Source organism: Magnetospirillum sp. SS-4 (assembly GCF_902729425.1).
Classification (GTDB): domain Bacteria; phylum Pseudomonadota; class Alphaproteobacteria; order Rhodospirillales; family Magnetospirillaceae; genus Phaeospirillum.
In genome coordinates, this window is the sequence record NZ_CACVCH010000061.1 from 1 (window position 1) to 13,658 (window position 13,658).

Below are 13,658 nucleotides of genomic sequence, written 5' to 3' on the forward strand. Positions count from 1 at the left end.
GCGGGTGCCGGTAATGGCGCGAGCCACCGCCGACAGCGACTGGTAGGGGCGCCCCTGGTATTCGAAGCCGTCCTCGCGCACGGTGACGCAATGCTCGACACCCTTCCATTCGCGCACCAGCCTTGTGCCTGCGATGGGGCGGTCCAACTCCTTCTTGCGACGGCCCTTGGTGGTGTCGAAATCCTCGGCCATGTTTTCCAGGCGGGCGATGGTGGTGACCGCCAGCCCGCCATAGGCCAGTTCCTGAAGGCGGTAGGCCAGGCGGCTTTCCAGGAAGGTGCGGTTGTAGGGCGGCGCCTCGGCCTCGAACAGGTCGCGCCACAGCGTCTTCAGGTCGGGGATTGGTGCGATCTTCAGGGCGGCAAGGCGGGCCAGCAGGGGTTCCTCGGTCATGATTTCCTCCGTCGGTTGACGGGGACATGACCGCTCTGGCGGGCCGTGAAGTCGACGGAACTCTCTCCGCGGTCAGCAGATAGACGACTGGACTTCCGCGCCTTCAGCCGGATCAGGCCAGTGGCCAGGATGTCGGCGACCTCGTCGAGGCGCTCAGGCTGGGTCATGCGATCGGGATGAAGGGCGTTGTGCATTGGAATGTCATCGGCCTGTCTCGGGTGGCGCGAGGCTATGGACGTGCCCTATCCACCGATACGTCTAAACCGGTGATCCCACTGGAATGGGCAAGGAGGTGAACCGTTCCACCCAAGAGCCCAGGAGAGGACTTTCTCCGCTTGATAGATGCCACCGACAGAGCGATGGATGGCTTCGCCAGCAACGGAGGAAGCCATGATGAAGCACATCGACAGCGCCAAGGTTATCGACGCCCTTTTTGCCAGGAAGGCCGAATTCGATGCCATGCTGGCCCGGCTTCAGGAATTGAGCGCCGACCACTTCAACTGGTCACCGGACGAGATCACCTGGGGCCATGTCGGCACCCTGGCCCATTACGCCGAGATGTTGAAGCGGATCTCCGACAGCGCCTTCCACGAGGGCGAGTTCGCCGAGTAGCCGATCAGCTCCGTACCACCCCGTCCGGCGTCACGCTGGCGGGGTTTGGGGTGGTGCAGGCGCGGGACGGTCCCGCGTCGCATCCCGGAGGGAACCACCATGTCGTTGTCCGATACCCAAGCCGTCATTCTGTCCACCGCCTGCGCCCGCGAAGGCGGCTTCCTGCTGCCGATCACCGCCGCCTTGAAGGGGGGCGCGGTGAAGATGGTGCTGACCAGCCTGATCAAGAAGGAACTGGCCGAGGAAATCCCTGCCGAACCCGGCGCCCCGGTCTGGCGCGAGGATGAGGACGGCCCCCCGCTCACCCTGCGGGCCACACCCACCGCTTACGAGGCATTGGGCATGGATGCCGACGCGGGGGCGGAGACGGTTCCGGAAGTGGTGTCGGCGGCGGACATGGCGGACCAGCCGGAAACCCCGCCCTCGGAAGCCCTGGGCGCGAACAGGCCGCGCAAGCCCCGCGAGGGCACCAAACAGGAGGCCCTGATCGCCATGCTGAAGCGGCCCGAGGGGGCCAGCATTGCTGAGATCATGGCGGAGACCGGATGGTTGGCGCACAGCATCCGGGGCTTTATCGCAGGCACGGTGAAGAAGAAACTGGGCCTGACGGTCACCAGCGAGAAACATGAAGCCAGAGGCCGCACCTACCGGCTGGTTGGTTGAGGACCGGCCCATGCCCCGCTATCGCGTCATCATCACCCGCGACGTCACCGAAAGCACATTGGTCGAGGTCGAAGCGGAAACGCCCGAACTGGCTGAAGCGGCAGCATTCGACACGCTGTACGCCAGCGCCGATACCGAGTGGGAACTCGACGAGGGGTCCTGGAACAGGGGCGATTCCCACGTCACCGATATGGATGAACTGCCCTGATGGCGCTTGACCTCGGTCGGAACCATCAGAGCGCCTTCTTCAGCGCCGCCGTTGCGCTGAACTTGATGGTGGTCGAGGCGATAATTTCGATGGCGGCTCACCATGGTCCTCGTCCGTGTCGAATGGGATCAGTGGAGTGGGTCGGCGGCGCTCATCATGCCGGTGAGCAAGGGATGGATGTTGTCCGCGAACGGATTGACCACGGTCACCCCGCGCCAGGTAAATCCTTCGTGCAAATCCTCGGTCAGCAGCAGACGGCATCCGGCCTCGGCGGCGACGGCCAGGATCAGTGCATCCCAGAACGACAGCCGGTGATCGGCCACCAGGTCCAGCGCCGACAGCAGGGCGGAAGACGATGTATCCCGACAGATCAGAGCATCCATCCACGACAAGATGGCATCCCGCGCGGCCTCGGGCGTGCGGCTGGCCTTGACCGTCAGCACACGATGCAGTTCTCCAAGAACCTGCACCGGAACCAGCGCCATGCCCGATGGCAGGGCCGCGATGATCTCCAAGGCGCGAGCCTGGCGGCGGGCATCGTTGACGCCCTCGGCATAGGCCAGGACGTTGGTGTCGAGCGCCAGCATGGGATCAGCCCTCGTACAACTCGTAACGGGTCCAGGTGGCCCCGATGGCAGGCTGTTCGCGCAGGCGCATCAACAGCGCAGCTCGAGCGCTGTCCCGTCCCGGCAGGTCGGCTTCGCCCACGGGCGATATCCGCGCCACCGGCTTGCCGCGCGATGTAACCACGATGGTCTCGCCTTCGCTCACGTCGCGAAGAAGCTTCGAAAACTCGCGATTGGCATCGGCGGCGGGAATGGTGCGCATCGAGTTCTCCATGGCGGAAGATGTAGTGATAAACACTACATGGCGGCCGATGGCCCTGCAACCTTTCTTCGAGACGAGGTGGTACAGGCCGGGCGGCGCCTACCCATTCGGGCAGTTACCACAAAACCACCCATTCGGGGGGTTTTTGGGTAGTTTCCAGCGGGTGGTTACCACCATGGTTTCCACCCCGGCTACCACCCTCAACACCTCATAAATCCTGATGTTTCCGGTGGCCATGGTGGTAACTGGAAACCTGGGTGGTAACCCAGATTTTTTGCCTGTCGCTAGCGATATTCGGCGCTGTTGCCCCCCGTATAGCAAAAGTGCCAGGGAGGACCCAAAAGCGTCACGAGCACTACTTTTGGTGGGCGATGCGTTATTCTTCCACATCCCATCGGACCAGAGGCCCGAGGCGCTGTTCCAGCCACGCCTTCGGGTCTTTGATCATATCCAGATCGAACATTGCCCGTCGGGGCTTCTGCCCGGCACCGGCGGGCTGGTAGGTCGCTGTGACCGAGGACCGTAACATCTCGCTATTAGAGATATTCCTATAATAGCAGTTTGTTACCCTCCTCCAGCGGTCCTGCTTCGCTGCCTCGGGTGTCGGCCACAGATCGGGAAAGCACCGCGCCCGGTCGGCGGCGTTGTCCAGCATCACCCCATGGGTGGCCATGATATCGGTGCGGCCGGGGCGGGCCTCGTCCCAGGACAGCACCGTGTCGATGGTGACCGGCAGAACCACGTCGGTCAGTAAGTCCACCTCCAGCGGCGTCTCGGAGGTCCGGTTGACACCGCGTCCACGACCGATGGCCTGGATCAGTTCCGCCTCGCAGATGCTCCACCGAATGGCCTCGGCCAGAGGATCGGCATGATGATCGCCCGGCAGGATTTGGGTGCCGCCATCGGCCAAACGGATCGCCCGTTTGCTTTCGCCATACCACCAGGACCGCCCGCCAGCCGCTTCGACGGGGCGATTGGTCATGGCTCGGGCCAGATGCTCCACCGCCGCCGGACTCGGCAGCGTGCGTCCCAGGATCAGCATGCCGGCCACCCCACCCCAGCGGTCAAGGCCGCTCAGCGCATTGAAATGGACCACATCTACATTGGCAGGCAGACCGCTGGTCCGCAGATGGTCGAGCGTGTCCTTCTGGCCGATCACCAGAAGATCGGGACCATCCCTGCCACGGCCACGCAGGGCGGCGGCGCGCAGGGCGATGATGGCGGCGATATCACGCCGATGAGTCTCGGCCGCAGCCCGGTCGCGGTCGCGCGCTGCTTCCGGCGGGCACAGCGCCTTGGCCGAGGTCGGAGCGTCCAGAACCTGCCGGACGATAACATGGGGCTGCCGCGCCAGGACCGGCGGGGCGAAGACCATGTCCGGCAGATAGGGGCGGACCAATTCCTCACTCAGGGTGGCGTCGAGATGCAGCACCGGCACTCCGTCGGCCCATCCTTCCCGCAATGGCGCCCGCCAGGCAAGGCGCAACGACCGCACGCTGCCCGATTTGGTCTGGTCATCGAACAGCGTCACCCCGGCGGCATCGTGGTCTCCGTCGAGGGCATCGGCCAGCAGGGTCCACAGCGCGGCCGCTCGCCCAGGTGGCGCCCATGGTTCGTCCGCAGGTGGCAGCACCTTGTGGATGCGGTCCATCCGCTGGCCCGCATTCATGCCCGGCAGCAGGCCGGGATTGCGCAGACGCCGCCGCTCCAGCCCGGAGGCAATCCGGCACGTTTTGGCGCTCAGGCCGCTGGCGCGAAGCGCGGCAACGGTAATCATGCCCTTGTCGTGGGTGGTGAGCATGCAATGCAATTTCCGCCGGGCCTCGACCAGATCGGCGGTGACATCCCAGTCGGGCCTGTTCAGGACATCGTAGCACAGCACCCCGGCGGGACTGAGGCCATCCAGCGACAGCACCGCCCGCCCGTCGATGCCGCGCAATCCGGCCTGCCAGAACGCCTCGTCGATCACCAGTAGGCGGGCGGTGCCGATGGCGGCGGGCTTCTGGTGGAACAGGCTGTCATGGGCGCACAGGATGACGCTCGCCGCCTGGGCCTCGGCCTTCTGCCGCTGGTAGCCACAGACATGGTAATGGGGGCAGATGTGGAGCGTTCCCTTCCGCTTGAGCTTGCACACGGCCTGCTCGACCGGTTGCTCCACCTCCAGCGCGTCGAACTGGGCAGCCGGGTCCAGGCACATCAGGCGTTCGGGATCGTCCGGCGTTGGATCAGGCGCGGTACGGCCCCGCCACACCATGGCTGCCACCCCGAGAGCGGCGAAGGCCGCCACCTGCTCACATCCCAGATCATGGCGGGGCAGCGCGATGACGATCTTGCCTCCGCCGGGCAGGCCGTCCACCAGTACAGAGGTGATGGCCCGACGGGCCACCGAGGTCTTGCCCAGGCCGACATCCACCGGCAGTGCCAACTGGGGCGGCGGGTTGAGATCGATGCCGACACCCTGCCAGCAGGTGACCACTTCGGCCATGAAGACGTTGATCCGCTCCTCCAATGCCGCCCGAGCCTCGGCGACCGACAGGGTGGGAGCCGGATAGGCCGGGGCCGGAGTGGATGGAGCAGTCGCGGCGGCAATGCGGTGCCGGACCTCGTCCGCGCCGAGGCCAAGCGCCAGGTCGTTGAAATCCCCCGGCAGCGGCGGAACGGCCAGCCGCCCGCCCACCGCCTCGGCGGCATGTGTCGCGGCGGCCAGGCCGGGATTGGCATCCCGGTCGGGCTTGAGGTCGTTGTCGGCGGCGACGATGATGTCGAGAGCGGGGTAACGCTGCCGAATCCGTGTCGCCACCGGCCGTAGATTTCCGGCATCCATGGCGGCGACGATCGGCAGCCCTGTGGCGTCATGGATCGAGGCGCCGGTGACCCAGCCTTCGCAGATCACCACCCTGGGGGCCGTGCCCAGCGGCGGGCCGATGCGGGCGAAATGTCCGGCCTTGGCTCCGCCCTTGAGGAAGCGTTTGGTGCCGTCGCCGTCGATCCATTGGATGGTGTGGATCGTCTCATCCAGGTCGATCAGCGGGATGACCAGACGCCCGGCGGAATCCTGACGCAGGTCGTGCGGGGCGACGCCCTTGCGACGCAGATAGGGATGGTCCGCCGCCACCGGGGCGGCCATGTCCCAGAGGGTCCGGGCGGCAATGCGGGCGCGGGAATGTCGGGCATCGTCAGCGGCCGGTTCGGGGTCCTTCCTCCTGGGGGGCGATGGAGCCGTCCGCTCCAGTCCCAGCCACCGCCGCGCCCAATCCGCCGCCGCCTGCCAGTCGTCGCCACGTTCTCGCTGGATCAGCTCCACGGGGCCGCCGCCAGTCCCGGCTTCATGGTCGAACCACTGTCCGGCCCGTTGTCCCGCCACCACCGCCGACAGACTGCCGCGCCGGTTCCAGCGCCATTCGCCGCCCATGCGGCTGACGGGTTTTCCCAGCAGATTGAGCAGTAGGTCCGGCCAGCGCTCGTGCAAGCCCGCCCGCACATCGGTAAGGCTGCCGGTGTCGGGATGGTCTCGAACGGAGGGCGCGGGTTGGTGCGAAATCGGAATCCCCTGGGGCAGGAGACTCCGGAAAAAATCAGGTCGCTATCGATTGCGAAACGTCGGAACCGGTGAAGGCGGCGGGGGGCTTGGTGGGGTCAGAGGTTTCACCCACCCCCCATGCGCTTGGCGCCGCCCCGCTGCGACGACGGCATCCGCACCAGAGTCGCCATGGCGCTGGCCAGATTCTCGGACAATGGTTCGCCCTCGACCGTCTGCTGCAGGAACCAATCCACCAAATTGTCCTTCTTCGGCTGGGATTCCCCGGTGATCCGCCAGTGGGCGATGGCCCGGTCGAGCAGGTCGAGATAGGGCGTCCGGTATCCGCCCGGCTCGGCCGGTGCCGGGGGCTGATCCGGCCAGATGGCCAGGACCATGAAGCGGGCGACCCGGATGTCGATGAACTGCGTCTCGATGCCGGTCAGGGCCCCCAGGTGCCAGTTAATGTCGCCACCGCGCCAGTGCTCCACGGTGATGCCGGTATGGTGCCCGGAATGCAACTGCCACAGCGATCCCTGAGCCCAAGTCCCGTTGGGTCGGGTGGACAGGCGGCCGGTGGCGTGAAGGTCTCCGTCGCGCAAGGCGACCAGGATTTCATGCCGGGCTTCGTTGGTGCCGGCGGGAAGCTGGTCGCGCACCCAGGACGGTGCCGTGGGTTTCAGATGCGGCTCCAACAGCCCCCGGACGTGCTCCACTGCCTCGGCCAATGTCCATTGCGTCCGGTCCAGCCGTTCGATCAGCATGCCTCACCTCCCATTGCCATTATGGGAAACGTAAAACGAACGGATGGAAGGGTTCAACCTCCTTAGCGATGAAGGACGTGTACATTGATGCTAGGTGTGGCATGCCCGACGCAAAGCCACCACCGTCAGCAGGTGGGCAAACCAACTTCCGGAGCACAAACCAGCCCGCCTCGTCACATTGGCGATCGCCAACAAGGTCGCCCGGATCGTCTGGGCCATCATGACACGGAAAGAGCCCTCACCGCCCCGTCAACCACGTCTCCAATTCCGTCTCCGTCAGGGCGCGGGCAAAGTGAAAGCCCTGGGCGACGGCACATGCGGACTCACTCAGTAATGCCACTTGCGCCAAGGTCTCGACACCTTCGGCGACCACATCCATGTCGAGCGTCTTGCCCAGCGCGATGATGGTACGGACGATCTCCGCGTCCTCCCTGTTGGTTTCGGCGTGCAGGACGAAGGAGCGGTCGATCTTCAGGGTATCGATGGGCAGACGGCGCAGATAGCTGAGGCTGGAGTAGCCCGTTCCAAAATCATCGATGGCGATGGTTACCCCCAATTTCCTAATCGCCTGCAGGCTTTCGATCACCTGGGACGGATTGGCCATGACCATGCTCTCTGTCAGTTCGATCTCGATGGCCGAGCCGGGCAGGCCGTGCTCGGCCAGGATGGCGGCCAGGGTTTCGGGCAGCCTCCCTTTCTTGAACTGGCCCGCCGATACATTGATGGCGACCTTGAGATTGGGGTGGGCGGCGGCGAACCGGATGGCCTCGCGCATCACCCATTCGCCGATGGGCACGATCAGTCCTGTCTCCTCGGCCAGTGGGATGAAGTCACCCGGCGGAATGATGCCCCGGTCAGGCCGGTTCCAGCGAATCAGGGCTTCCACCCCGTGAACCTCACCGGTGGAAAGGGAGACCTTGGGCTGGTAATGCAGTTGGAACTGCCCCTCGTCGATGGCGTGCCGCAAGTCGATCTCCATGCGGCGCTGCTGGTCGGCATGTTCGGTCATGCTGCTATTGAAAAATCGATAGGTATTCTTGCCGGCGGTCTTCGCGGCATACATGGCCGTATCGGCTCCCTTCATGAGGCTGACGGCATCCGCGCCATCCTCCGGGAACATGGCGATGCCGATGGAGGTGCCCACATGGGCCGGCTGTCCGTCGAAGTCCATGGGCTGGTTGATAAGGGCGACGATGCGCTCGCCCACATGGGCGACCTCGTTCTCGTCGGCGGGGTTTTCCAGCAAGATCACGAACTCGTCACCACCCAGCCGTGCCACGGTGTCGGTGGTGCGCACCAGATCCTGGAGCCGTTTGGCCACCACGCGCAGCAACTGGTCTCCCACGTCATGCCCCAGGGTGTCGTTGACCGCCTTGAAGCGGTCAAGGTCGAGGAACAGAACGGCGATGCGCCGCTTCTCCCGCTGGGCCAGGGCGATGGTGTGCTCCAGCCGGTCATTGAGGAGCGACCGGTTCGCCAGCCCCGTGAGGGCATCGTGGAAGGCCAAATGGCGGATGCGGTCATCCTTGCGCCGCATCTCGGTGATATCGCTGAACACCGCCACGAAGCGGTAGGGGCGGCCCTCGTCATCGCGGATCATGTTGATGGTCTGGCGCTCGAGGAAGACATCGCCGTCCTTGCGGCGGTTCCAGATCTCGCCCGACCATTGGCCGGTCTCGGTCAGCACATGCCACATGCCCTCGTAGAACGCCTGATCATGGTGGTCGGATTTGAGGATCCGCGGCGTCTTGCCCACCGCCTCTTCCGCCTCGAACCCGGTAATGTCGGTGAATGCCTGATTGACCGCCAGGATGGTGCCCAGGGTATCGGTGATGATGATGCCCTCGGAGGTGCTGTGGAAGACGCTGGCGGCAAGGCGCTGGTCGGCCTCGGCCATGCGGCGGGCGGTGATGTCGCGGACGATGCCGGTAAACAGTCTCTGCCCGTCCAGTTTCACCTCGGACACCGAGAGTTCCATGGGAAAGGTCAGCCCGTCCTTCCTCAGGCCGGTCACTTCCCGCCCGATGCCGATCACCCGGGCCTGAGCCGTCCGGCAGAACCGCTCGACATACCCGTCATGGGCGCTCCGATAGGGTTCCGGCATCAGCATGCTGATGTTACGGCCAATCACCTCGTCGGCGGTCCAGCCGAAAATCCGCTCCGCCGAGGGCGTGAACCATTGCACCTCGCCTTTTTCATCAATGGTGATGATGGCATCCACCACGGTCTCGACGATGGCCCGCGTTCGGGCCTCGCTGGCCGTAAGGTCGCGCGTCATCTGCCGGGCCAGCGCCACGGCGCGCGAGCGCGAGCGGGAAAGTCCCTGGAAAACGGCGAACAGCAACGTGCTGATCAGAATCCCGCTGACCAGGATGGTGCGGGCGTCGCTGTGGTCCAGAGTTTGGCTGAATTGCCTGGTGCCCCGGAATTCCAGCGTCCAGCGGCGATTGGCGATCTCGATGGTCTCCACATGGCGAAAGCGGTCAATGACCGTCCCTTGAACCGCCTTGCGATGGGAGTCGAACATCAAGGCATCGGGCTGGGTCGCCTCGCCGTCAAAAATCCTGAGCGCCAGGGTATCGGCGCCACTCCCCAGGATTCCGGCCATCAGGTCGTTCATGCGGAACGGCGAGTAGACGAAGCCGCGAATGGCGGCGCGCCGGTCGGCCTCGGTGTCCAGCGGCAAGCCGCGTCCATAGACCGGCAGATACATCAAGGCCCCCGCCTGGCGCTCGCCTTCCGCTTCCTGAACCAGGGTCACCTTGCCAGACAGGGCCGCCAGACCGGTATTGATGGCAAGATCCATGGCGGTCCGGCGGGTCGGTTCGGAATACATGTCGAAGCCGAAAGCCCGCTGGTTCAGGCGATTGAACGGCTCCAGGTAGATGATGGCGGAATAAAGCGCCCGTTCTCCGCCGGGACGGAGGGAATATTCAGGAAAACCTTCATCGCGGATGGCCTGGACATGCCGGCCCAAATCCGCGGGCAATACCAGAGTCGAATAGCCCATGCCCTGGAGACCGGGGAACCGCTCGTGGAGACGCAACCGCTCGACAAACGTTTTCCAGTGGGCGCGGGATACCGACGAAGAGGAGTCGAATAGGGCGACACCGCTCCACAACCCCTGCTCGTAATGAGCCATGCGGACCTGTATCTGGGTCCGGGCCTCGGATACCGCCGCATTGAACCGGCTCTCGGTCCTGCGGACGGCGTCATCTTCGGAATCGCGCCACCCTAGCCAGGTGATGATCAGGCCGAAGGCAAGTATGGCGAATGACAGGATCTTGAAGGCCGCTCCCTTGGCGACGGGATCATTTGCTGTCGGCAATTGGGTTGGCATGGTCTCGTCTCCCTCGGAACAACTGTACCAAACCATTTGCATTAGCCAATGGTCATAACGCCCAAAAGGACTTCTTCTTGCCGGTCAGGAAGCAAGGCGAACCAGCAGGGAGCGAACCACTTCCGTGGGCTCAAGGTGATCGACGGCGTTGGAGCGGCCCGCGCCGTAAATGGAACGGACCAGTCCCGCCAGTTCATCATCCCCGGGGCCGGAAAAGTTGACGCAGATGAAATCGCTGCCGCGGCGCACGATCCGGCATTGCAGTCGCCCTACCTCTGGCAAATCCAGAGTGATCTCGTCAGGCAATCCCCCCTCAACGGCCACCCGCGCCCCGGCCAGAGACAGGTCGAGAATGCGGCAGGGCCGCCTGATGTCGTCGGCCAGCAGGGATGCGGCGTCCTGGGCGGGAAAGCGTTCCTCGTTACGATGACGCTTGGCCTCGAAGCACAGCAGCGAGGCGACCAGGACGATGGAAAGATTGAGCATCGCCCAGCCGGAGGCATAGGGAAAAAACTCGTCGGCACTGAGAATACGCCATTCCGGAATCAGGTTGATGGCCAAGCCACCGGCGGTTACGCCGCCCATCAGACCAAGCAGCGACAGGGTCAGCAGATCGACCTGACCGCCGGCCGTCAGGCTTCCCTTTGGCGTCACCTTGAAGCCGACACCAAAGGGACGGACCAGTCCGGCGATCACCGTCGGCAGAAGACGGAACGAGGAAAAGACGCTGGCCACCGTGGACAGGAACGGCATGTAGGTGTCGGGCGCCAGCCAGCGCATGCCGGCGAAGGCCATGATCATGGCGGGCAGCAGGAAGGCTGCTGTTTCCCCTGCCCTTTCCGGCACCAATGGCGTCACGCCGGTCCACAGATAAACCGCCGGCACCGCCAGGAACAGGATGCGCACCGGATACTGGATGATCCAGCTGAACGGAAAGAACATGATGCGCTGGAACCATGACAGCCCGCGCCCCAACGGACCTTCGGGCAGATAGATGGCCTGAAGCGCGCCCCGGCACCAGCGCTGACGCTGGACGAAGAATGCCTCAAGGGTTTCCGCCGCCAAGCCCTGGGCCAGACGCTCGTTGAGGTAACGGGTGATCCAGCCCTTGCGCAGCATGGCCAGGGTGGTCAGCAGATCCTCGGTGATGGAGGCGGTTGGAAAGCCACCGATGGCATCCAGCGCCTCGCGCCGCACCACGGAACCGGCGCCACAGCAGAAGGCCGCGTTCCAGGCGTCGCGCCCGGCGGCCATGACGTCGAAGAACAGCCGCTGTTCGTCAGGCCAGCAGCGCTGAAGCGACAGGTTGTTCTGCACCGGATCGCGGTTGAAGAAGTGCTGCGGGGTCTGGACGATCCCGATGGTCGGATCATCGAAGAAGCCCACCGTCCGCCACAGGAAATTGCGCCTCGGTACGAAGTCGGCGTCGAAGATGGCCACCAGATCGCCGGTGGCATGGCCCAGCGCGTGGTTCATGTTCCCGGCCTTGGCGTGATTGCGCTCGGTCCGGCGCAGATAGCGGGCACCATGGCGATCGCAGAACTCGCGCAGCCAGTCCCGGCCGCCGTCATCCAGAACCCAGACGGTGAGTTTGGGATAATCCATGCTCAGCGCCCCCAGGATGGAGCGTTCCACCACTTCGGGGCCTTCGTTGTAGGTGGGAATGAAGACGTCCACGGCGGGAAGCGCGTCCACCAGCATGGCTTGCAGCCGGGCCTGATGGCGGTCGGCTTCCGGCGTGCGGTTGGAGGTCCTGCTCAGCACCAGCATGAACGTCACCAGTTCCACGAACGCCGCCGTCTCAGCCAGCAGGCAGAACCAGGCCCAGGCGAAGGTTCCGATTCCGGCGTCCAGGTCAGGGATCGTCCTTGTGTAGCGCCATAACAGGTAGCGGGCGGCGGTTGCAACGATCAGCCCGGCGACCAGAGAGCGGGCCCAGTTTTCATTGCGGGGCAGCCCCGGTAGGGCGCCGATGCAGAAGGCGGCGATGGCGAAGCACAGGCCCCAGGCGGCCAGATCAGTGGGTGACATGGGCGACCTCCTGCGGCTTGTCCGCCTGGCGCGACTGGAACACCACCTTGGCGCTGCGGCCGACTTGGCAGAAGTTGGCGGCATTGGTGCCGACGGTCTTGGGAAGGGTGATGATCACTTGAAGCTCGCGGTCCTTGCGGCCGGGCAGGCGCGCCGCCAGATGGCGGTCGTCAGTCACCGAAGCCGCACCACGCACCGACTTGACCACCCCCTCGACGACATCGTCCGAGCCGATCAGGCGGACTTCGGCGACATTGCCGGGACGGATACTGTCGAAGTGCCTCTCGGCCAGCGAGACGTCGAGGAAAAGGTTCGAGCAATCCAGAACCTCCATCAGCTCGGTCCCGATCACCACGTCGGTGCCCGGCGTAACAAAGCTACGCCAGACCACGCCGGAAATGGGGGAGGGCTGGGTGAAGCTGGCTTGGTACCGCAGACGGTCGGTCTCCACGGTGATCTGGCGGTCGATGGCCTCGACGCGGGTTGCGTATTCATCCCGGCGGGCAGCAATTTCCTGAAGCCGCAGCCGGACCTCATCCATGCGCTGGCGGGAATAGGGAACGTCGTTCTGGCCGTCCCCGAGAAAGACGTTCCCGTCAATGGAGCGCAACTCATCGCGCATGCGGGCCACTTCGGATTTGTGGCGGTCCACCTCGGCCGCGGCAAGGCGATGGGCGGCCTCGCTCTCCTCGACGCGCGCGGTGGCGATAAAGCCCTTTTCCGCCAGCATCCGATGACGCCGGACCCGCGAGGCGGCTTCCTCCGCTTGGGCCTGAACTCCCTTCAGACCGGCCTCGGCCTCGTTCAAGCGTCCCGAGGCCCGAATCCTGGTGGAGTTGCGATAAGCCGACGCACGAGCATCAAGGTCCGCCAGCATGGCGTTCAGAGCCGCGCTTTGCTCATCGAGAGCAGAGATCCGCCGGGTCAGGCTTTCCCGCTCGGTCTTCAGCTCACCCGAGAAGCTGGCATCCTGGCGGTCATTGAGGATGGTTACCATCTTCTGGCCGGCCATGACCTCGGCCCCCACCGGCGCAACGCCTTGCTCCACCTTGCCTTCGATGGGCGAGCGAAGCACCACGATACGGGCATTGACCACCGCGTCGATGCTGATGGTGTTGAGCAGCGGCGGCACCACCAGCCAGGCGCCCAGGCTGAGCATGCCGCCGCCAGCCAGTCCTCGGGCCATTCTGCCGAAATTGATTGTCATGGCGAGATACTCCAGGAAGTCCTGGCCCTCACCACGCAATGGCCATGCCGACGAAATCGGCCCCAAAGCCACAAACTTTCGCAATATGCGATGCA

General features: G+C 64.7%; 12 protein-coding genes and 1 pseudogene. 4 read left to right on the forward strand and 9 right to left on the reverse strand.

Going from position 1 to position 13,658, the window contains the following annotated elements; genetic code table 11:
- The coding region (locus MTBSS4_RS10985; RefSeq protein ID WP_173983450.1) for a DUF2924 domain-containing protein at nucleotides 1–393 on the reverse strand (393 nt) is incomplete at its 3' end.
- A complete protein-coding gene (locus MTBSS4_RS10990; protein WP_173983451.1) occupies nucleotides 390–587 on the reverse strand; it encodes a hypothetical protein in 198 nt (65 codons plus the stop codon). The genes MTBSS4_RS10985 and MTBSS4_RS10990, both read right to left, overlap by 4 nt.
- Before the next feature lie 196 nt (nucleotides 588–783).
- Between MTBSS4_RS10990 and MTBSS4_RS10995 the strand changes: the two genes are divergently transcribed.
- The 3 genes from MTBSS4_RS10995 to MTBSS4_RS11005 all read left to right on the forward strand — a co-directional run bounded on the left by MTBSS4_RS10995 (nucleotide 784) and on the right by MTBSS4_RS11005 (nucleotide 1,876).
- Nucleotides 784–1,005, forward strand: coding sequence for a hypothetical protein (locus MTBSS4_RS10995; RefSeq protein ID WP_173983452.1), 222 nt, complete (start codon nucleotides 784–786; stop codon nucleotides 1,003–1,005).
- Between the two features lie 99 nt (nucleotides 1,006–1,104).
- The gene (locus MTBSS4_RS11000; RefSeq protein WP_173983453.1) at nucleotides 1,105–1,668 is read left to right on the forward strand and encodes a DUF3489 domain-containing protein; all 564 of its coding nucleotides are present in this window, start codon (nucleotides 1,105–1,107) and stop codon (nucleotides 1,666–1,668) included.
- Nucleotides 1,669–1,678: 10 nt separating this feature from the next.
- Nucleotides 1,679–1,876 carry a hypothetical protein gene (locus tag MTBSS4_RS11005; RefSeq protein ID WP_173983454.1) on the forward strand — a complete coding sequence of 66 codons (198 nt, stop codon included), beginning with the start codon at nucleotides 1,679–1,681 and terminating at the stop codon, nucleotides 1,874–1,876.
- Nucleotides 1,877–2,004: 128 nt separating this feature from the next.
- On the opposite strand, the gene MTBSS4_RS11010 is transcribed toward MTBSS4_RS11005, so the two are convergent.
- From MTBSS4_RS11010 to MTBSS4_RS11025, 4 genes are all read right to left on the reverse strand, one after another.
- On the reverse strand, nucleotides 2,005–2,463 hold the full coding sequence (locus tag MTBSS4_RS11010) for a PIN domain-containing protein (protein WP_173983455.1): 459 nt from the start codon (nucleotides 2,461–2,463) through the stop codon (nucleotides 2,005–2,007).
- 4 nt (nucleotides 2,464–2,467) lie between these two features.
- Nucleotides 2,468–2,704, reverse strand: a complete 237-nt coding sequence (locus tag MTBSS4_RS11015; RefSeq protein WP_217425532.1) for a type II toxin-antitoxin system Phd/YefM family antitoxin — start codon at nucleotides 2,702–2,704, stop codon at nucleotides 2,468–2,470.
- A 376-nt stretch (nucleotides 2,705–3,080) separates the two neighbouring features.
- A complete protein-coding gene (locus MTBSS4_RS11020) occupies nucleotides 3,081–6,173 on the reverse strand; it encodes a toprim domain-containing protein (protein WP_173983457.1) in 3,093 nt (1,030 codons plus the stop codon).
- 176 nt (nucleotides 6,174–6,349) lie between these two features.
- Nucleotides 6,350–6,985, reverse strand: a complete 636-nt coding sequence (locus tag MTBSS4_RS11025; RefSeq protein WP_173983458.1) for a hypothetical protein — start codon at nucleotides 6,983–6,985, stop codon at nucleotides 6,350–6,352.
- 133 nt (nucleotides 6,986–7,118) lie between these two features.
- Here MTBSS4_RS11025 and MTBSS4_RS22370 point away from each other — a divergent pair.
- Nucleotides 7,119–7,220: pseudogene (locus MTBSS4_RS22370) on the forward strand (IS110 family transposase); the annotation flags it as partial.
- A 3-nt stretch (nucleotides 7,221–7,223) separates the two neighbouring features.
- On the opposite strand, the gene MTBSS4_RS11030 reads toward MTBSS4_RS22370, so the two are convergent.
- From MTBSS4_RS11030 to MTBSS4_RS11040, 3 genes are all read right to left on the reverse strand, one after another.
- Nucleotides 7,224–10,325, reverse strand: coding sequence for an EAL domain-containing protein (locus MTBSS4_RS11030; protein WP_173983459.1), 3,102 nt, complete (start codon nucleotides 10,323–10,325; stop codon nucleotides 7,224–7,226).
- An 84-nt stretch (nucleotides 10,326–10,409) separates the two neighbouring features.
- Nucleotides 10,410–12,356 (reverse strand): glycosyltransferase, encoded by a 1,947-nt coding sequence (locus MTBSS4_RS11035; RefSeq protein ID WP_173983460.1) that lies wholly within the window; start codon nucleotides 12,354–12,356, stop codon nucleotides 10,410–10,412.
- The gene (locus MTBSS4_RS11040; RefSeq protein WP_173983461.1) at nucleotides 12,343–13,563 is read right to left on the reverse strand and encodes an HlyD family secretion protein; all 1,221 of its coding nucleotides are present in this window, start codon (nucleotides 13,561–13,563) and stop codon (nucleotides 12,343–12,345) included. Before MTBSS4_RS11040 ends, MTBSS4_RS11035 begins: the two co-directional genes overlap by 14 nt.
- Nucleotides 13,564–13,658 lie beyond the last annotated feature (95 nt).

What these genes read in the sequence shown, in the direction of transcription:
- MTBSS4_RS11010 (WP_173983455.1), bottom strand. Translation starts at nt 2,463, where the DNA reads ATGCTGGCGCTCGACACCAACGTCCTGGCCTATGCCGAGGGCGTCAAC.
- MTBSS4_RS11005 (WP_173983454.1), top strand. Translation starts at nt 1,679, where the DNA reads ATGCCCCGCTATCGCGTCATCATCACCCGCGACGTCACCGAAAGCACA.
- MTBSS4_RS10995 (WP_173983452.1), top strand. Translation starts at nt 784, where the DNA reads ATGATGAAGCACATCGACAGCGCCAAGGTTATCGACGCCCTTTTTGCC.
- MTBSS4_RS11030 (WP_173983459.1), bottom strand. Translation starts at nt 10,325, where the DNA reads ATGCCAACCCAATTGCCGACAGCAAATGATCCCGTCGCCAAGGGAGCG.
- MTBSS4_RS11025 (WP_173983458.1), bottom strand. Translation starts at nt 6,985, where the DNA reads ATGCTGATCGAACGGCTGGACCGGACGCAATGGACATTGGCCGAGGCA.
- MTBSS4_RS11040 (WP_173983461.1), bottom strand. Translation starts at nt 13,563, where the DNA reads ATGACAATCAATTTCGGCAGAATGGCCCGAGGACTGGCTGGCGGCGGC.
- MTBSS4_RS11000 (WP_173983453.1), top strand. Translation starts at nt 1,105, where the DNA reads ATGTCGTTGTCCGATACCCAAGCCGTCATTCTGTCCACCGCCTGCGCC.
- MTBSS4_RS10990 (WP_173983451.1), bottom strand. Translation starts at nt 587, where the DNA reads ATGCACAACGCCCTTCATCCCGATCGCATGACCCAGCCTGAGCGCCTC.
- MTBSS4_RS11015 (WP_217425532.1), bottom strand. Translation starts at nt 2,704, where the DNA reads ATGCGCACCATTCCCGCCGCCGATGCCAATCGCGAGTTTTCGAAGCTT.
- MTBSS4_RS11035 (WP_173983460.1), bottom strand. Translation starts at nt 12,356, where the DNA reads ATGTCACCCACTGATCTGGCCGCCTGGGGCCTGTGCTTCGCCATCGCC.